Annotated in this window: 19 protein-coding genes; 14 read left to right on the top strand and 5 right to left on the bottom strand. The window is 43.8% G+C overall.

Translation table 11 applies throughout. The annotated features are described in order from the left end of the window. Positions 1-10 precede the first annotated feature (10 nt). The gene (gene hdfR, locus ACHA99_RS06495) at positions 11-880 is read left to right on the top strand and encodes an HTH-type transcriptional regulator HdfR (protein ID WP_263138275.1); all 870 of its coding nucleotides are present in this window, start codon (positions 11-13) and stop codon (positions 878-880) included. A 10-nt stretch (positions 881-890) separates the two neighbouring features. Here hdfR and ACHA99_RS06490 read toward each other — a convergent pair whose 3' ends face one another. Further along, entirely contained in the window at positions 891-1,262 is a 372-nt protein-coding gene (locus ACHA99_RS06490) for a diacylglycerol kinase (RefSeq protein ID WP_028760259.1), read from the bottom strand. Between the two features lie 280 nt (positions 1,263-1,542). On the opposite strand from ACHA99_RS06490, the gene ACHA99_RS06485 reads away from it, so the two are divergent. Then, entirely contained in the window at positions 1,543-2,454 is a 912-nt protein-coding gene (locus ACHA99_RS06485) for a DNA ligase (RefSeq protein WP_393941762.1), read from the top strand. Between the two features lie 70 nt (positions 2,455-2,524). On the opposite strand, the gene ACHA99_RS06480 is transcribed toward ACHA99_RS06485, so the two are convergent. Next, on the bottom strand, positions 2,525-3,595 hold the full coding sequence (locus ACHA99_RS06480) for a type I restriction endonuclease (RefSeq protein WP_131525545.1): 1,071 nt from the start codon (positions 3,593-3,595) through the stop codon (positions 2,525-2,527). A gap of 432 nt (positions 3,596-4,027) precedes the next feature. On the opposite strand from ACHA99_RS06480, the gene ACHA99_RS06475 reads away from it, so the two are divergent. The 7 genes from ACHA99_RS06475 (at position 4,028) to ACHA99_RS06445 (ending at position 11,197) form a co-directional block, all read left to right on the top strand. Then, positions 4,028-4,510: a low molecular weight protein-tyrosine-phosphatase gene (locus tag ACHA99_RS06475; RefSeq protein WP_393941760.1), complete on the top strand. Its 483-nt coding sequence runs from the start codon at positions 4,028-4,030 to the stop codon at positions 4,508-4,510. 78 nt (positions 4,511-4,588) lie between these two features. Further along, positions 4,589-4,876, top strand: a complete 288-nt coding sequence (locus tag ACHA99_RS06470) for a hypothetical protein (protein ID WP_393941758.1) — start codon at positions 4,589-4,591, stop codon at positions 4,874-4,876. A 298-nt stretch (positions 4,877-5,174) separates the two neighbouring features. After that, the gene (locus ACHA99_RS06465; RefSeq protein ID WP_393941756.1) at positions 5,175-5,642 is read left to right on the top strand and encodes a GNAT family N-acetyltransferase; all 468 of its coding nucleotides are present in this window, start codon (positions 5,175-5,177) and stop codon (positions 5,640-5,642) included. A gap of 991 nt (positions 5,643-6,633) precedes the next feature. Then, positions 6,634-7,950 carry a hypothetical protein gene (locus tag ACHA99_RS06460; RefSeq protein ID WP_393941754.1) on the top strand — a complete coding sequence of 439 codons (1,317 nt, stop codon included), beginning with the start codon at positions 6,634-6,636 and terminating at the stop codon, positions 7,948-7,950. A 19-nt stretch (positions 7,951-7,969) separates the two neighbouring features. After that, positions 7,970-8,500, top strand: a complete 531-nt coding sequence (locus ACHA99_RS06455) for a hypothetical protein (RefSeq protein WP_263163068.1) — start codon at positions 7,970-7,972, stop codon at positions 8,498-8,500. Next, positions 8,497-10,485 (top strand): GMC family oxidoreductase, encoded by a 1,989-nt coding sequence (locus ACHA99_RS06450; protein WP_393941752.1) that lies wholly within the window; start codon positions 8,497-8,499, stop codon positions 10,483-10,485. Before ACHA99_RS06455 ends, ACHA99_RS06450 begins: the two co-directional genes overlap by 4 nt. 334 nt (positions 10,486-10,819) lie before the next feature. Continuing rightward, positions 10,820-11,197: an SH3 domain-containing protein gene (locus tag ACHA99_RS06445; protein WP_393941750.1), complete on the top strand. Its 378-nt coding sequence runs from the start codon at positions 10,820-10,822 to the stop codon at positions 11,195-11,197. Positions 11,198-11,490: 293 nt separating this feature from the next. Here the strand turns inward: ACHA99_RS06445 and ylqF are convergent, their stop codons facing one another. Then, on the bottom strand, positions 11,491-12,432 hold the full coding sequence (gene ylqF / locus ACHA99_RS06440) for a ribosome biogenesis GTPase YlqF (protein ID WP_393941748.1): 942 nt from the start codon (positions 12,430-12,432) through the stop codon (positions 11,491-11,493). Between the two features lie 150 nt (positions 12,433-12,582). After that, a complete protein-coding gene (locus tag ACHA99_RS06435; protein WP_113939512.1) occupies positions 12,583-13,422 on the bottom strand; it encodes an isopenicillin N synthase family oxygenase in 840 nt (279 codons plus the stop codon). A 372-nt stretch (positions 13,423-13,794) separates the two neighbouring features. On the opposite strand from ACHA99_RS06435, the gene ACHA99_RS06430 reads away from it, so the two are divergent. Beyond that, on the top strand, positions 13,795-14,700 hold the full coding sequence (locus tag ACHA99_RS06430) for a bifunctional methionine sulfoxide reductase B/A protein (protein ID WP_393941746.1): 906 nt from the start codon (positions 13,795-13,797) through the stop codon (positions 14,698-14,700). A gap of 156 nt (positions 14,701-14,856) precedes the next feature. On the opposite strand, the gene hemB is transcribed toward ACHA99_RS06430, so the two are convergent. Further along, the gene (hemB, locus tag ACHA99_RS06425) at positions 14,857-15,840 is read right to left on the bottom strand and encodes a porphobilinogen synthase (RefSeq protein WP_028760201.1); all 984 of its coding nucleotides are present in this window, start codon (positions 15,838-15,840) and stop codon (positions 14,857-14,859) included. 351 nt (positions 15,841-16,191) lie between these two features. On the opposite strand from hemB, the gene tsaB reads away from it, so the two are divergent. The 4 genes from tsaB to ACHA99_RS06405 all read left to right on the top strand — a co-directional run bounded on the left by tsaB (position 16,192) and on the right by ACHA99_RS06405 (position 19,070). Beyond that, positions 16,192-16,905 carry a tRNA (adenosine(37)-N6)-threonylcarbamoyltransferase complex dimerization subunit type 1 TsaB gene (tsaB, locus tag ACHA99_RS06420; RefSeq protein ID WP_393941743.1) on the top strand — a complete coding sequence of 238 codons (714 nt, stop codon included), beginning with the start codon at positions 16,192-16,194 and terminating at the stop codon, positions 16,903-16,905. Between the two features lie 106 nt (positions 16,906-17,011). Beyond that, complete coding sequence (locus tag ACHA99_RS06415) at positions 17,012-17,326, top strand: hypothetical protein (protein ID WP_006081355.1); 315 nt, start codon at positions 17,012-17,014, stop codon at positions 17,324-17,326. Next, positions 17,319-18,047 (top strand): M50 family metallopeptidase, encoded by a 729-nt coding sequence (locus ACHA99_RS06410; RefSeq protein ID WP_393941741.1) that lies wholly within the window; start codon positions 17,319-17,321, stop codon positions 18,045-18,047. The genes ACHA99_RS06415 and ACHA99_RS06410 overlap by 8 nt, the downstream gene beginning before the upstream one ends. Before the next feature lie 210 nt (positions 18,048-18,257). Then, positions 18,258-19,070, top strand: coding sequence for a class I SAM-dependent methyltransferase (locus ACHA99_RS06405; RefSeq protein ID WP_212599827.1), 813 nt, complete (start codon positions 18,258-18,260; stop codon positions 19,068-19,070). Positions 19,071-19,089 lie beyond the last annotated feature (19 nt).

The following is a 19,089-nucleotide window of genomic DNA, read 5'->3' as shown; positions in this document are numbered from 1 at the left end:
AAGAATTTTTATGGATACCGATTTACTAAAAACCTTTCTCGAAGTCTCCCGTACTCGCCATTTTGGTAAAGCGGCTGAGAATCTTTACCTCACCCGAAGCGCTGTGAGCTTTAGGGTGAAACAGCTTGAGAGCATTTTGGGTGTCGCCTTATTTGAACGGCAACGTAATAATATTCAGCCCACGCCAGCAGGCGAACGTATGCTTGGTCATGCCGAGGCGGTGTTAACAGCATGGGAGCGGGCTAAGCAAGATGTTTCCCTCAGCCAGTTACAGTCGACTCAGCTTGCCATTGGTGCAGGGCCGAATATTTGGGACGCTTACTTGCAAGGTTATTTACAGGGACTGCATGTCGGTTTACCTGGCGTGGCGTTGCGCACCGAAGTGCTACCCGCGAATGCAATGACGCGTCAGCTAATGGACCGTACCCTAGATATTGCGATTTCATTCGATCCGCCAAAGCTTGATCAATTTGAGATAGTGCAACTGGGGCAAATTAATTTGTTGTTGGTGTCGAGCTTAAAAGGTCAAACGGTAAAAGCGGTTGTGCCGGGGCAATATGTAAAAGTCGATTGGGGTACGGCGTTCAATATTGTTCACGCACAGGAATATGCCTCGCTGCCAGTGCCAACGCTGCACACGAGTTCAGCACGTATTGCGTTAGATTTCATCTTGAATAATGGCGGCTGCGCATTTTTACCTGAGCATCTAGTGCAACATGCATTGCGCGGCGGCGAATTGCATCTCGTCAGCGGCGCGAATGCCATTTCACGAAATGTGTATCTTGCGTATTGGGCTGAGAATGACCGCTTAGCCCAGATCAAACAAGCCATCGACTTTTTAAGGGACGATGGCTCAATGGTTGTTCATGCGACGGTTTAGAAACTAAGAATTAAAGCACTAGCGGCGTTAATACAACCAGCCAAGTTAATCCACAAAGCGCAAGACTCATAAAGACGGCAGCCGAGGCAATGTCCTTGGCTTGGCCACTTAACGGGTGTATTTCACTGCCGACACGGTCAACCACAGCTTCAATCGCCGAGTTTAATAGCTCAACAATCAACACGATAAACAACGTGAAAATCAGCATAAGGCGTTCAATAGTGCTGATATCAACCCATAAGGCTACGGGTAACATGACTATCGTTAAGATTAATTCCTGTCTGAAGGCGGCTTCGTGGATCCAAGCGGCCTTTAGGCCCTTCATCGAAAATCCCGTCGCTCTGAATATGCGCTTAATACCGTGATTATTGGCTGGTTTCATAGTGTTTCCAATTGACGTTAGCGACAAAGCGCTGAGGTTCTGCTCATTCAAAACAGGGGGGAATAAACCCTACTGTTGTCTTTGTTAACATTTGACTGAGTCATAAATTTGGCCGCAGTATAGCCTGAGATGAAAAGTGCATAAACAATTAACTGAGCAAATTTGATCATCAACATTCGTTGTTAACTTAGGGAGTTAGTGACTTTTGCGGTTATTTTAGTGCAACTTTAGCCGTGCGGCCTAAGCTTGATGAAGGATATATTGCAGCGTGGGCAAGGGAATGACTCATACAAACCCGTTACGAAATTTAACATTTAATCATTTCATCCGTTTTAGTGCTTTTAAGCTCAGCTTGCTCATACTTTGCGGTTTAGCTCTTTCGGTTAACGCACAAACCTCACCACCTGCGATACAACTTGCTACCGAGTTTGATGCGACTCGAACTTCGCAAGATATTAATATTCAAAATTTTTTGATTAGTGAGAAACTCGACGGGGTTCGAGGTTACTGGAATGGCAAGGAATTATTCACTCGGCAGGGAAATGCCATCGCTACACCTATTTGGTTTACTGTAAATTTTCCGAATTATCCTCTCGATGGTGAATTATGGCTTGGGCGAGGTCAGTTTGAAGCTATGTCGAGTTTAGTTCGACAAGCCTCAGCGAAGGATGATGATTGGCGCAAAGTGCGATTTATGGTGTTCGATGTCCCTAAGGCGAGTGGCGACTTTCAGCATCGCTATCAATTTGCGCTGACTGAACTGAGTGGCAAATCGAATTATCTTGAAGTCATAGTGCAGTTCCAAGTAGAAAGCCTTGAAGCCCTGTATCAAAAACTCGATGCCTTAGTTGCAAAAGGCGCCGAAGGCTTGATGCTGCATCGCAGTTCCGCGACTTATATTAGTGGCCGCAATCCTCATCTGATGAAGTTAAAACCTTATTATGATGCTGAAGCTACTGTTATCGCTTATATCCCTGGTAAAGGTCAATTTGTAGGGCAGATGGGCGCATTAAAAGTGCAAACCCCAGACGGCCGAATTTTTAGTATTGGCACAGGTTTTAGTCTCGCAGAGCGCCAACATCCCCCTGCAGTGGGCACTATCATCACCTATAAATACCTTGGGCTTACCGTTAACGGTTTACCGCGGTTTGCCAGTTTTTTACGGGTAAGAACCGATGTTGAAACTGAGTAGCCGTTCCTAGTAAATCAAATTGCGCATAAGTCTTTACGCTGAGTAATGCGCAATTGATATTTTGATAGTATTATTCGTAATAGGCGACTGTCGATAATAGTTGTTCACTGAAATTAAAAATATCATCTACAGAGTTAATAGGATGACGAGTTTCATTTTTATTTTCATCCACTAATCCTAGATACTTTTGTTTAGCATTGAAGTGTAAGCGGCATAAGGGTTTTCGGTTATTATCATCCAATAGTATGCCAAAGTAACTTTGGGTATCCCTTGCGATGATTCGATTAACTTCTATTTTTTGCCTCAATATAGCTTTTATCACATTGAAACCGTCAATTTCTTCTTCAGTAGTAACTACTTTAATTTTTTCATCATTGGATGGGATTGGGGTATCGATTAAATTTTTGTTTTCATCAGTTGGTTTATCATTGCCAATAGCGGATTTTAAACGTTCATTAATGCTGTCGTTGAGAAATTGCCTTAGTGCTTTATGAGTAATTTCAGCAAATTGATGTTTTACTTTAGGTGTAAGAACCCCATCATAAGCCCTTGAGGCAAAAAAGCGAATAAACTCTTCTTCAGGTTCTTTAAATTGCTCACTAATAATACGTTTTATCTGACTCAAGTATTTTAGTTCTCCTGCCGCGCTGACTATTGAGTTAACGTCGAACGAGTTTTTAGTCAGCTTTTTAACTTCAGGAATTAAGTGTTCATCAATATTTTCAAGATCTAAGATCAGAAATGGTTTTTCATCCATTTTGTTAGGAGCATCAAGATCGGTATAAAATTGATATTCAGTACCGTTTGTAAGAATAGCTAAGCGTGCGTTTGTGACAGAAAAATAACGAAATAGTTGTGACGCATGCTTTATGGACAGCTTTTCATTGTACTTTTTGCATTCAATAAGGATTTGCACTTCACCTTCCTTAATTAATGCGTAGTCAACTTTCTCACCTTTTTTACCTATAGTATCTGCCGTAAATTCTGGGACAACTTCGCTAGGATTAAAAACATCATATCCTAGAACTGTATGCAAAAATGGCATGACTAAGGCATTCTTAGTCGCTTCCTCAGTTTGAAGGCTATTAGCAATTTGAGGGATGCGTTTTGATAGAACATCGATTCGTTCAATAAAATCCATTTTACTTTTCCTCTTCTTGTACTTTGTGGTGTATTTTTTATTTGAGCGAGTATGCGGTGAACATTCAGTTTTATTTTAAACCGTACTCTGACATATAAACCTAGTCGATAAAAAATCCTTAGCAAGGAGGCTAATTTGTTTCTGTGCTGTTTATCGTATATTTTACGGGTTAGGTTAAATTTTGTGCGTGCTTGGTATGTATATGGCTCAAGGGGAATATTTTAGCTGAGGTGACACCCTTAACTTTCGGATCGTAGCGCGCATTTTATTTTTGATAATGGTTTGGCGTAAGAATATTTTTGTATTTATAGGTTTAACATGTTGTATTTATAGGTAAATAATTAATTTATTAAGCTGCTTATCATATTAAGTTTACATCTAGGTTTAAGCACATTAGATAACTTATTGATAATACTAAGCTATAAGGTATTCATGTTAAAAAATCAAAGTGTACGGCGAATATTGATGGTTTGTATGGGTAATATTTGTCGCTCACCGACGGCAGAGGCGGTTTGTCGTTTTAAGATTGCTGAGCGCAGGCTTAATATTGAGGTGGATTCGGCGGGTACTATTGGTTATCACCAAGGGGATAAGCCCGATAGCCGCGCTATTGAGGCTGGTAAAAAGCGGGGTTTTAGTTTCGAGGGCATGCGGGCGCGGCAGGTGGTGAATGATGATTTTGAGCATTTTGATTTAATTCTAGCTGCGGATAATGCCAATTTGGCGGATCTGCTTAGCCGTTGTCCGGTTGAGTATCAACACAAGTTACAGTTAATGTTGTCCTATGCTGATACGCAAATAACGGAAGTACCAGATCCTTACTATGGCGGCGCACAGGGTTTTGAACTAGTGCTCGATCTCCTCGAGCAGAGTATGGAAGCTTTATTAGATCAATTGACCGAAAAGTTCCGTTGAGATGCGTATTTCCATTTACGGTTTGGGTTTTATGATAAGTTCGGGTAAATCCCCTTATGCGAGATAACGATGAAAGTAATGGATTCTGAAAACCGAGTATGGTTCCTTTTGGAGCATGAAGGTCGCTTGTACTTGAATGCAAATTGCAACATGAGTGCATTTGGCTATAGCTATATGATCCAGCTCAATGGTCAGGAACTGCAAAATTATGAAGGTGGTGGCCGCGAGTATCTAAATAATCTTGCTCACGATATTCATTATTCTGTTCCAATCGCAAAAGACACAACGTCAATTTACAAAGGTCGTGAAGTTTCAAAACAGCTAGCTGGTTTAGCAACAGAAGCGATTAAAGCGTGGTGTGCTTAAAATCGGTTAACTCTAAAATGCCCCAAAGCTTGTTTCAAAGTTTAAAATGCAAGTAGGGCGAATAAAGTTGTGGCTATAAAAAAGCTAATGTGATGAGGTTACTTTCAACCTAGAAGTCATGCCAGTCCGAACTTTCAATAAAGCCACAGCAAAGTAAACATCATCATAAAGTCATTAATAGATATCAGTATAGTTTGACTACAAACATCAATGGTTGTGGGCTGCTTGCCTTACAAGGTTAAGTTGGTAAGATGTTGTTCATAAAGAAAATGAAATCGTTGTACATCTAAGGACATATATGGAAATTTCATTACTTGCCGATAATCCCTCTGCGATAGGCACGGTAGCTAGTTGGTATTTCAACGAATGGTGCCAAGACAATGGTAGCTATACCAAGGAGGAAGTCGTTGAAAAAGTCTCTGCATCAATAAATCGTGATACCGCGCCTATTCTGATCATTGGAAAAGTAAATGGTGTTCTTGCTGGTTCAGCAGAGCTAAAAATTCGAGAAATGGACATATACCCAGAATTTGAATTTTGGCTTGGTGGTGTTTACGTCACTCAGCAGGCTAGGGGACAGGGTGTCGCCTCAAAACTTGTGAAAGAGATAATATCGCTAGCACATAAAATAGGCGTGAAAAAATTATATCTTCAAACAGAAGATTTAACTGGAGGTTTATACTTACATCATGGGTTTAAGCCTATAGAACAAGTGAATTATAAAGGTATAAATGTATTGGTTATGGGCACAAACATCGGTGAATAACAAGTTTGTGAAGGTACTCTGCGGCTCAATTGAGGGAAGCAAGTGGAACGACATGGTCATATTTCACAGGGCTACCTAAGTAGGTCAAAGCATCCCCAAATGGCATCATTTTTAATCTTAGAATTTTAGTCAGTACAAGAAAATAGATTTCCTGTTTCAACAGTAAGAACCAGTTGTGTTCTGTTTCAGTCAAAGTGTTTATAAAGTCATTAGCAAGGCCATATAATCAGATGCTGAGTGACTCTTTACAGAATCTAATGATGAAAATGAGTCGAAATCTTCCAAATTTTGACAGTTATTGTTGAATCAATGGCTACCAAATAAGAATAGGCCGCGTGTAGTTGCGACCGATTTTACGATCGCTTAGTTAGTTCCTGTCCACGCTTGGTCCTCGCAGACTTCAGATCAATGTTGAACTCTTGATATCACATTATGCTTTTTACCGCTGTTATCGTCGTGTCGTGCGGCGAGCTTTTTTGCAAATAAAATAAACCTCCTGCCTCACGCTTGACAATAAGTGAAACGTAAACAATCTTTTAACATGGAATATTTTCAGAAGGTTACTTTTCTTTCTGCAGAATAGAATTATTTTCACTACGGGAACACAGGAGTGTTTAACCCTTCCACTGAGATAACTAGGTTTCATTTGAGGTGATCCTCAATGAATAATCTAGACTCAAGGTATCGTGATAAAACGCAATCATGAAAAGGAATTTCAATGAAAGACGTTAATATTTATCCGTATCAATCAATCTGTTCAGACCTGCTCAGTAAGCCAGAGACTGCGATCAAAACAGCAAACTTCAATTTTAATATCGAAACCCATTTATTTGGATTTGGTTGAGGTCAAGTCTTGTACGCTATTTGTATCGTGACATCACGCCTGCAGTGGCGGGTGTTGTGAAAGCCCTGATTTTAAGTCGTTAAAGAAAGTGGAGTTGTAAACGTTTTAAGCATTGAATAAGTCCCAATAACAAGGAGAGTTAATTTCATGTCTATCAAATCTTTTAGCTACAGTACGCTTTTTTTGTGTATGAGTGCTGCTGTACATGCAGAAGCACCAGTAGAGACAAAAGCAGCTATAACGCTACCCACGTTAAGCCCTGTTATGCCGCTGGAAATTACAGCAAAATCCCCGGTCTCACTCGAAAGCCTGCAACATGATTTTGATGATTTTTCTTGGCAATCGTTTATTGCACTTAACTGGCCAGCAAATGCCGATGGCACACCCAATACTATGTCCACCATTGGGCAAAAAACTAACCAGCCAGTCGTGTGGCTGCATTGGAAGGAAAGCCGGGAGATTTTTTTACCCGATGGCGTAAAACCACCTGGGTGGGATCAGTCCAATAATGTGCCGGATGTTTGCAAAAGTATTGATCCAAAGTCCATTCCTGAAGGGACTATTTATTTAACGCAAGTGGGGAAGACCCCGAATGTGTTGGATGAAAGCGGTGAGCCTTTTACAACGGGTCCATTGATTGACCAAAACGGGCTTTATACCCGTTATGAAATATTAACCAATGAAACTATGTTCAATTTTATTTTGAACAATAACCTTTACAGCAAAAAAGGACAGAAACAGTTTAATGCCGATGTCGACTTTACCGCGAGCGACAGTAAAACCGGGCAGGTAGGTTCTATTATGCTTAAAGCCTCATGGATAAAAATGGGCGGCAAGTTTGATTCGACGAATTACTATACAACTTACGCGCTAGTTTATAACAATCCCGAAGAGCAACACGGGGTTAAGCCAGCTTGTGCGCTTGAGCAAGTCGGGTTAGTGGGTTTTCACATTGCCCACAAAACCGCAGACGAACCACAATGGATTTGGTCTACCTTTGAGCATGTCGCTAATGCGCCAACACAAGGTGAGTCAGCATCATTGTCGGCATATAATTTTTACGATGCTAAATGTACTGACTGCAAAGTGAATGAACCACCAGCACGCCCGTGGGATCCGGCAAACCCGCACACTAAACCAACTCAAGTGGAACGCGTCATTCCTATCACTGCCGATGCTAAAGCCTTAAATGCCAGTTATCACGCAGCACTCGACGCTGTAGTGCCGGGATCGGTATGGAAGAACTACGAATTGATCAGTACGCAATGGCCTACCGATGCCAAAAATCCCACCGATCCAACGGGCGTGCCTGCTCCCTCATTTTTAGCGAACACCACGCTCGAAACTTATATCCAAGGTTCGGTAAAGCAAACATCAAGCAGCTGTATGGCTTGTCACAATAATGCGGCAACCACTAACGGTAATTTTGCAGATTTCACTTACTTGCTGCAACGCGCGCAATAATTTACGAAAGGAACTCATCATGACTGATATTACAGGCGCGACTGCCGACTCTATGAATCATTTTATTGGGTTGAGCGCGGTATTAACCGGCTTTGCTACCAGTATTATTGCCCCGACATTGGATCCCGTGGATATTAAATCTGAATACTTAGCCGTGTTTATGCAAAAAATAACTGAAGAATCGAAGGACCCAACTTTAGTTACAACTATTCTGCAAAAATTTGCGGCGTTAAAAGCGCAGCAATTATCAGATCAACAAATTGGTACGCAAATGCTGGCGCCAGACAACGGAGCTAATTTTGTGTTGGCCTGTCGTAAATTGATTTTTATGTGGTACTCAGGTGCATGGCCAACCATTATTCCCGCGACGGATAAAGATCCGGAGACCACAGTTAGCGATATGATTTCGGCAAAAAGCTATACCACAGGTTTAGTCTGGCAAGTTATGCAGGCTCATCCGATGGGGGATTCAAATTATCGCTATGGCTATTGGGCGAAACCACCTGCTGTACTGTCGGCATATACGGGTCATCAAGGAGGTGCAGTATGAGCACTCAAACCAATTACGATGTCATTATTGTGGGATCAGGTATTGCCGGCTCTATCATGGCTTATCAATTGGGGATGGCGGGGAAAAAAGTATTAATCCTCGAAGCAGGGCAGGAAGTGCCTGTTGACCGCAGTGGTTACATGGAAACCTTCTTTAAAGCCAATGCCAAAACACCTGAGTCACCTTATCCTCCAACCACACAAAATCCAGCGGCATCGACGGCGGATAACCCACTCGGATTGCCTGATCCTGCGAAGGAGAATGTGCCGCGTTATACCGTGTTGCAAATTGGCGCATGGCGTAATCCAAAGCAATGTTATTTTGATTACACGCCGCAGCCTGAACATTTGAAACCTGACAGCCCTGAAGCAAAGTTTGCTTTTGCGAGTTCCTATGAGCGTATTGGCGGCGGCACAACTTGGCATTGGCTAGGAACCAGTTTGCATTTATTGCCTAATGATTTTGAGTTGCAAACCCAGTATAAGCAGGGCGTGGATTGGCCCGGTGGAAAACAATTTTACCAAGCGCTGGTTCCTTATTATGAACAGGCGACCAATGAGATTGGCGTCGCCGGTGACAAAGAGGCGATGGATCAGCTTTATCGCGGATTTCATGTTTCACCGGATGGTGTTTATGGGCCGAATTACGATTACCCAATGCCTGGCATTGTTTCATCTTTAGTTGATCAACAATATGAACAAGCTGTGAGCGATATGGTGTACGACAATATTCAATTGTCAGTCACGCCAACCCCTCAGGGGCGCAATTCATTACCGGGTGAACGCCGTCAATGTGCGGGGAATACAAATTGTATTCCTATTTGCCCAATACAAGCCAAATACGATGCCACTGTGACGCTCGGGCGAGCATTGCAAACCGGCAATGTTGATGTGTTTTATCGGCACGTCGCGACAAATGTTCAAGTGGATGAAAATACAAAGGATGTTGTTGGTATTGATTATGTGACCTATCAAACTCACGGAGGGATAGCGACGGGCGGCGGTACCGTTACGGGTAAAAAATATGTGATTGCAGCTCACGCGATTGAGACGCCTAAATTATTGCTCATGTCTAAACGTAATAAAGCCTGTCCGAACGGCGTCGCCAACCATAGCGATCAAGTGGGGCGTAATTTGATGGATCACATTATGTATTTGGCCTGGGGTCTGGCGAAAGATCCTGTCTATGGTTTTCGGGGGCCTTTATCTACTGCGGGTATCGAAAGTTTACGCGATGGCGCCTTTCGTAAAGACCGTGCCGCCTATCGTATTGAAATCGGCAATGAAGGTTGGCAGTGGGCAGCAAATGATCCATTCACGACCTTAGCTGATTTTGTATTTGGGCAAAATAATTCGCAATTAAATGGGGATTCTGTCAATCAGCAGGGGATTCCATTACGGTTTGATCCCGCCATGTCTGCGAATAGCGCCTTATTTGGTGCCTCACTGGTGAATACCTTGAATGGTATTTACACACGGCAAATTCGTATGGGCTATTTAATTGAACAATTACCTGATCCGGAAAACCGTGTCGAGTTGTCGGAGACGCTGAAAGATAACTTAGGTTTGCCGCGCCCCAAATTAACCTATCGTGTACGCGAGGATTATGTGCGCAATGCGTTCGTGTCGGCTAAAGATATTTCGACCAAACTCTTTGACGCCCTTGATGCGCGGGAATATACCAAGGCTCCGCCTGCGCCGGTATTTTATGGTGATAAGAGTCAAGTAACGTCGAATAATTTTGAATATCAGGGCCATAATTTTACGTTTTACGGTGCTGGACACATTGTGGGGACGTATCGAATGGGGGACTGCAGAGATACGTCGGTGGTGAATCCTCGTCAGCAATCTTGGGATCATAGCAATCTGTTTTTAGTCGGTAGCGGAGTGTTTCCTACGGTTGCAACGGGTAATCCAACCCTCACTTTGGCTGCGTTGGCATTCCAGGCTGCAGATCATGTTTTGGAAGACCTTAAAATAAGTTAAAAAAAGTTGTAATTATTTATTAGCTTGCTGTTAATTTCCATTGAAAACCGCGTGCAAATTGGCGCGGTTTTTGGCTAACTGAATATACCTTCATATTACGCTAACTGGCATTTTCCTACTCATAATGCAGTTTATTGTCATCGTATTTAAAATCAAAATATTACAGTTTTTTATGTTGATAATTAGTTTGAAAACTGTGTATGCGTGTGTTGTCGGATAGTATGTCTGATAGAAAACTGATAAGTTTCACTCAAACTGAGCGTTAATTGGGCGTGCTTTAATAAGCGAATAAAGTTAATTTTTATGATTACTTATCAAAAGGTTAGATGAAAAAATGACTGCTAAGAAATATATCGTTGTCAATCCACATGAAAGCGAGTTTCCTAACCCCATTACGTTCAAAAAAGGTGATTCTCTTACCGTTGGAGACAAATATGCAGGCCCTGAAGGCTGGGATCTCTGGTTCCTTTGCACTACGCCAGGGCAAGATGCTGGTTGGGTTCCTGGTCAAGTGATTCAGCGCCTAAAAAATGCCAACGGGCTGGCGCTTGAGGACTATACGGCAAGAGAACTTAATGTGCATGAAGGTGAACAACTCATTGGCACACGAATGTTGAATGGCTGGGTATGGTGTATAAAAGCTGTCAGTGAAGAATCAGGGTGGGTACCATTAGAAAACTTGAAAGAAGTGGTAGATCCATCCCGCGACTAAAGCACCTTTGCTGTGCCGTCAAACCCAAGATGGCTCCTTGGTGTATTGTGCCAAGAGGATGATGACTGGCTGATATTGAGATCTTATATCAGGCACGCAGAAGTCATTGGCGTAAAAGTTTTTTTTAACGCGAAAGTTTCGTTTCTGATAATAAAAAAGCCAGTATATTCAATATACTGGCTTTAACTTTAAACTTGATGAATGAGCGCCATAAGCTGGAATATAAAAGTCATCAGCATCTTGTCTTTAACAAACTATGCGCCTTATATTCCAAATGCAGAGTGACAGGCTGACTAGTCGTTATGACGTTTGCCTGAACGTTTAAGTCTCTCTGCTGCCAGTTTGGTTTCTTTCTCTGCTTCTTTTTCGGCCATGATACGGGCGACTTCAATCTTTTCAAGCTCTGCCATCGCAGGCGTTTCTAGCGAGAGTAAGCCTATTTTCCCCGAGCGATATTCATGCAGTAATAACTCTGATGCCTTGTGCATATCGATGCGACCACCGGGACGCAGCGCACCACGTTTACGGCCGATTTCCTCGAGAAGTGCGACATCATCCTTGGGTAATTCACTTAAGTTATAGCGCTCACAAATCTCTTTTGGATAAGCGGTTAAGAAATACTTGGCGGCGAACAGGGCCACATCTTCATATTCCATCGCCGTATCTTTAATCGCGCCAGTGACGGCAAGGCGATAGCTGCTCGCTTCGTTATCCACTTTGGGCCATAAAATACCTGGGGTATCCGACAGCACGATACCGTTACGTAAATTGATCCGTTGCTGGGTTTTGGTTACCGCAGGTTCGTTACCAGTTTTGGCGATAACACGGCCAGCTAAGGTATTGATAATGGTAGATTTCCCAACATTGGGTATCCCCATGATCATAGTGCGAATGTCTTTTTCGGTTTTATCGCGACTTGGCACTAGCTTACGGCAGAGATCAGGGATTTTTTTCACCATTGCCGCTTGCAGTGTCGTGATCGCTGTGGCTTTGACGCCTTGCTCACGCTCTAAGTATTCAATCCATTGTGCGGTGATCTCTGGATCGGCCAGATCAGATTTATTGAGCAGTTTGATACAAGGTTTGTCGCCTCGAAGCTGAGCCACCATGGGGTTTTCGCTACTGTAGGGAATACGCGCGTCCAGCACTTCAATAACAAGATCGACCTGAGGCATTGCCTCTTCAATCTCCTTGCGTGCCTTGTGCATATGCCCCGGATACCACTGAATTGCCATGATAACGCCTTGTCCTAAATAACTTAAAGAACGGCTATTCTACCTTGAAGGTGGCGAATGTCATAAAAAAAGCGCCCTAAGGCGCTTTAATCGCTTAATCCTTGACTGTCTCTTGCGATTGTTACTTGTATTAATAGGCTGAATTAAGGCTTAGATCACCCCGAGTTCGCGCAATCTTTCCATCAGATAACTGTCAGCGGTATAGCGATCCGATAGCACGACTGCAGGGTTTGGATGTAAAAATAACGGTAAAGAGATCCGTGACTTGGTTTTATCCGTACCTTCAGGATTGATGACGCGGTGTGATGTCGATGGGAAATAGCCGCCAGAGGCTTCCTGTAACATGTCACCGATATTGATAATAATGTTGCCAAAATCGCTTGGGACATCTAACCAAGTGCCATCTTTGGCTTTCACTTGTAACCCAGGCTCATTGGCTGCAGGTAACACTGTGATAAGGTTAATATCTTCGTGGGCCGCGGCGCGAATGGCGCCCATTTCTTCACTGCCCGTCATCGGCGGGTAATGCAGAATGCGCAGCAAGGTTTTTTGGCTGTTGGCGATCATTTCTGGCAATGGCATCGAAAACTTGGCTTTTACGTCTTCTGGTGAGTAGGTTTCGATCCACTCTAATAGTTCTGCAGCCAGTGCGTTGGCTTTATCGTAATAGGCGAGAATATTGGCACGCAGTGAATCGGGGATACGGCCCCAAGGGTACACGTGGTAGTACTCTTTAATGTCTTTGACTGTGTTGCCTTTGGCGGTTTCAGAAATCGACGCAGGGAAGAAACCGTCGTGGGTTTCTTTTTTAAACATATAGTCGTTTTTGGCTTCTGAATTAAAAAAGGCTTGCCACTCGGTGTAGATGTCTTCAACTAAGCGCTTATCAATCGGATGATTAGATAAAACACCAAAGCCAGTTTCCCGAAGTGATTCAACGAATTGCTGGGCACTGTTTTCAGCGCGATAATCAATGGTTTCTAATTTCATTTTGGTTTCTACTTGTTATATTTAGTTGTAATTTGACCCGCTGCAAGTGTAGCCGTGCGCTGATGTGGGTGCAAATACTCAGCGACTGTGATCTGGATCAACTGCCGTATTTTCCGTCATTTATGCAGTTGCTTATATGAGTACTTAATATGAACACTTATATTAGTACTTACTTGAGTGGTAAGATTTTAGTCACCAAATCCGTTAGTATGAGTATTAGATTTGTTGTGATTGGATTGATGTCAGCTGCATTTTGAAGCCGAGTGCAAGAAATCTTGCTTGGAGTGGGTCTTATGTTGGCTTCCTTATAAATCAGCTTCTTAATCAAAGAATATTGAAATACACAACGACGTGAGTCGAAAGGGCATTAATATGAATAAACTGACCGATTTTGAACGCTATGTTATCGAAGAGAAAGGCACTGAACGCCCCTTTAGTGGTGAGTATTATGAGCACGATGCTAAGGGTTTGTATTTATGCAAAAAATGCCATGCCCCCTTGTATCGCTCTGAGCATAAATTTAATGCCCATTGTGGCTGGCCTGCCTTCGATGATGAAATTGCCGGCGCTGTAACCCGCCATATAGACGCTGACGGCCGCAGAACCGAGATTGTTTGTAGCCAGTGCGGCGGTCACTTGGGGCATGTCTTTGAAGGTGAAATGTTAACACCTAACAATATCCGTCACTGTGTTAACTCCGTATCTATGGTGTTCAAAGGGATGGATGATGCTGTTGAACCAGCACCTAATCACTTTGCGACTTTTGGTGCTGGGTGTTTTTGGTGCGTCGAAGCGATTTTTAAAAGCCTAAAGGGCGTGGTGAATGTCACTTCTGGCTATGCTGGCGGTGATGCCCATGATGCCGATTATAAATCTGTTTGCTCGGGCCAAACCGGCCATGCAGAGGTTGTGCATATCGAGTTCAACCCTGAGGAAATTGATTTTACGACGTTATTACAGGTCTTTTTTGAGAGCCATGATCCGACCACGCTTAATCGCCAAGGTAATGATAAGGGGCCACAATATCGCTCAGTGGTGTTTACCCATAATGCTGAGCAGATAGAGCAAACTACCGCTATGCTGACTCAGTTAGCAGCAGCCAAGGTTTTTGATGCGCCGATAGTGACCCAAGTTTCAGCATTTGATACTTTTTATCCCGCTGAAAATTATCACAACGACTACTTCGCTTTACACGGTGAGCAGCCCTATTGTCAGATGGTCGTGCGTCCTAAAGTCGAAAAAGTGAAAGCCTTGTTTACAAGATTGCAGAAGGCTTAAGCGATTTAGCACAGGGTGTTAAATACAAAGACGCCACCGATAAAGGTGGCGTTTTTTTATGGGTTTTCTAAAGTGCAAAACCTAGTTGTTCTCTTAACAAGCAGCTTAGCTATGGGTTTAACGATTAGCGTAACTTTTGATTAGCTACTGACGCAACTATCGGCTTTCAGTTAACCATTGGGCGTATTGTTTGGTGTAATAGCTGACAATCAAATCTGCACCCGCCCGCTTTAAGCCGATAAACGTTTCAGTCACCACCGCACGCTCATCCAACGCGCCCGCAAGGGCGGCAAATTTAATGCCCGCATATTCACCGCCGACTTGATAGGCGGCGAGTGGCAAGTGGGTTTCTTGTCTTAAACGGCTGAGCACATCTAAGTAGGGTGTGCCGGGTTTAACCATCAGGATATCGGCGCCTTCGGCTTCATCTAATGAGGCTTCTAACAGGGCTTGACGACCATTAGCATAATCCAGTTGATATCCCTTGCGATTTCCACTGAGTTCACAATCGACCGCGGCTCTAAAAGGACCGTAGAAGGAAGAGGCGAATTTTGCCGAGTGGGCCAGAATCGCCACATGTTCAAAACCTGCGGCATCGAGCCCTTGGCGAATGGCTTTCACTTGACCGTCCATCATGGCCGATGGTGCTAACATATCAGCGCCCGCTTTGGCGGCTGTTATCGATTGCTTAACTAAATTTTCGACTGTGAGATCGTTGCAGACTTCATTATTGTGCACCACGCCGCAATGGCCGTGATCTGTGTATTCACAAAAACAAATGTCGGGGATCACCATCATCTCAGGCACGGTAGCTTTAATGGTGCGCACCATACGGGCGAGTAAACCATTGTCGTCCCATGTATCGCTGCCCTTATCATCTTTAGTGTGGGAAATCCCAAAGGGCATCACATAGCGGATCCCGAGGGCGTAAAGCTCGCGAACTTCATCCGCCAGTGCGCTCTCAGGTAAACGGCTGATGCCAGGTAGCGTGGAGATAGGCACTGCATGGGTGATGTGCTCTTCAATGAACAGGGGATGGATAAGATCGCTCAGCGAAATATGGGTTTCGCGCAGCAGATCGCGCATTGCTTCTGAATTACGTAAGCGTCTTAAGCGACGCAATGGAGGCGTGTTTAACATGAAATGTCCTTATCGAAGGCGGGTTAAAGCAATCGTACAATACTAAGGGAATGGCAAGGGATAAATTCGCCCCTTACTTTTCTGCTCTGACAATCAAAGTTGAAAAAGTTTCCCCAAGCGAGCTATATTCATTAATGAGTTTATTGATCATTGACTTAGATCACATAAATTCATCTCGTCCAGATTTGCGACTGAATATCATGAGGGCGCTATTTTAGCTGAGTTGCTTGCTTAGCCCTTTGTTTTCGGACATTTGATGTTATTATTTGCGCCAGTTTTCTCATGGCATATTCGCGCAATACAGATTATGTAAATTTGATGCGAAATCTTGCCCGCTAATCCGGTTTTGAAATGACAATAACACATGAACACTCTGCTTGTATTCTTGCCTTAGACACTTGTACCGAATCCTGCTCAGCTGCGCTGCAATACCAAGGTCAGATTTATGCTGAACTTGCCGATGCACCGCGTGAACACAGTCAACGTCTGCTGCCTATGGTCGATTCAGTGCTCAAGCAAGCGGGCATTCGCTTAGATAAAGTGACTGCGATTGCTTACGGACGAGGCCCTGGCAGTTTTACGGGGATCCGCATCTGCACTAGCATGACGCAAGGTCTGGCACTGGGGTTAGATTTGCCTGTGATTGGTATTTCAACCTTAGCGGCAATGGCACAAATGGCGATTAGCGAGCATCAAGCCGAGCAAGTTTTGTGCACCATTGATGCGCGCATGGGCGAAGTGTATTGGGGCCAGTTTGTGGCCGTTGACGGTATTGCAACGCTTGTCGGTAAAGAAGTGGTCAGTTCACCTGCGGACGTACAACTTCAGCTCGATACTCAAGCGCCAATTGTGGGCTGCGGCACAGGTTTTGATGCTTATCCCGATTTGCTGGCACTCGGCAAGGGGATTTTAGCTCTCGAGGCCGTGAAATATCCCGATGCAAAGGCTATGCTGATATTGGCTGAAGCAGGCATAAAAGCTGGACTGACAACCTCGGTCGATCAGCTTGAACCTGTGTACTTACGTGATACAGTCACATGGAAAAAGTTACCCGGTCGTGAATAAGCTGTTCTTTGCCTGAGTATCTGCGATAGAATCTCAGGCAATTAATGCTAAGCATTCTTTACGATGAATGGCTTAACGATGAATAGTGCAAACTTAAGGCTTCTTGATGCAAGTTAATGTGAATCAAATGAGTTTGACGAATGCTGTAGCGAGTAATAGACCCGCTATCGCTCAGGGGCTGACTGCGCCTGAATCGTCACGCCCAGTGATTGAGCAAGATGCCGTCGAAGCCCTTAGTTTAGAAACTCAGCCTAAAAGTAAAAGCGCAGCAGGAAATTTACAGTCAAGGCTTGGTGCGCACCTCGAGTATGAGCAAGATACTCGCGGCCATCAGGGAGCGATTGCCCAATATTTACAAACCCAACATGCCGCCAAACGCGATGAAATTCAGCAAATGGTGGGTGTGGACTTGTATGCTTGAGCATCAAAAAACGTCTTCTAGTTCAACCTCGCGATTTTCCTCTTCTAAACTGACAGGCTTAGCCACAAGCGGTGTGCCAAGCCGTGGTTTGTTTATTATCGAGCTAGTTTTAGCTTTATTGATAACTCGAATTCCCTATTTGAGCGTGCCGTTTAAATGGCTTGAAAGCTATTTTCATGAACTGTCCCATGGCATTGCAACGATTTTAAGCTCGGGCGTGGTCAGCCATATTCAGTTGTTTCCAAACGGCGCAGGATTTTGTTTTAGCCAAGGCGGCTCGCCGATGTTTATTGGCTTTGCTGGGTATTTTGGTGCAGCCTGCTGGGGATATTTAATCTATTTATTAGCGACTTGGCCAAAGGGGATCCGCGTGAGTTTTGCCTTGCTAGGTGCCTTAGTTGTGCTAAGCGGCTTGCTTTGGGGCAGGGATATTCTCACGTTAGCGATTTTAGCTGTGCTGACTATTATTTTGTTGTTACCGCTTAAACTCAGTCAAAACAAAATGTTGACTCAGTTTTTGCGTATTATTGGCTTGATTATCATGCTTAATGCACTTGCGAGTCCGACAGTGTTGCTCGGGCTTGATGGTCAAGGTGATGCAGTGATGTTGGCCGAGCGTTCTTGGATCCCCGCGTGGATTTGGGTGGGATTATGGTTATTAACCAGTGCCTGCGCTTTGTATTTTGCGTGGCGCCGCGTAGATAATGCCGCAAGTCGTTAGTTCTCAAGCTTGTTTAATGCCTCAGTCGTCTAGTGTTTTACTCATCTTTTTTCTGCTTTGAACTTTGTTGATTTAGGTAAAGGTGATTTTGCTCATCACTTTGAGCTATAAACACTTATGTCGCTTAAAGCTTAGTTTTCCGACTTCTATTCCTTGGATTTTTGGCCATTGGCTGCTAGGTTAAGCCTTCGGTATCCATGGAGAATTACAATGAAAAAAGTCACCTTAGTTGCCAGTCTGCTGCTTGCTGGTTTATGTTCGAGTGTTACCTATGCCGATGAAAGCTTAGATAAAGTCTTAAAAAGCGATTTTCGTCAGGCTAAAAATGCCAGCCGTGACGTTTATCGTCATCCCGCTGAAACCTTAACTTTTTTTGGCATTACCCCAAAACAGACTGTGATTGAACTCTGGCCGGGTAATGGCTGGTACAGTGAAATATTAGGGCCTTATCTTGCTAAAGAGGGCCAATATATCGCAGCCAGTTTCGAAACGGCTCCTGCGACAGATACTCCCGGAAATCGTTATCGCGCGAACGCGGGTACTAAGTATGCTGCGTGGATGACGGCCAATAAAGACGTCATGGGCAATGCTAAGATTGTTACCTTCGATCCTCCACATAAGATGGATTTAGGCGCTGACGGTAGTGCTGATCTGGTATTAACCTTCCGAAATCTACATAACTGGGCATCGACAGAACAGTTGGAAAACGTGTTTGCCGCGTCTTATAAAGTGTTGAAGGACGGCGGTATCTTTGGCGTGGTAGAGCATAGAGCCAACGAAGGAATGAACTTCAGCACTGGCTATATGGATCAAGCAGCTATGGTTGCTTTAGCCAAAAAAGCAGGTTTTACCTTAGTTGAAAGTGCAGAAATCAATGCGAACCCCAAAGATACGAAAGATTACGCCAAAGGTGTTTGGACGCTACCGCCCTCTTTTGCCTTGGGTGATACCGATAAAGAAAAATACCAAGCGATCGGTGAAAGTGACCGTATGACACTTAAATTTGTCAAAAAATCATCTTAATTACCTGACATCAGAGGCA

Source organism: Shewanella sp. S23-S33 (genome assembly GCF_043359565.1).
GTDB lineage: Bacteria > Pseudomonadota > Gammaproteobacteria > Enterobacterales > Shewanellaceae > Shewanella > Shewanella oncorhynchi.
The sequence above is the reverse complement of the archived record's forward strand: the minus strand, read 5'-3'. Positions and strand labels throughout refer to the sequence as shown.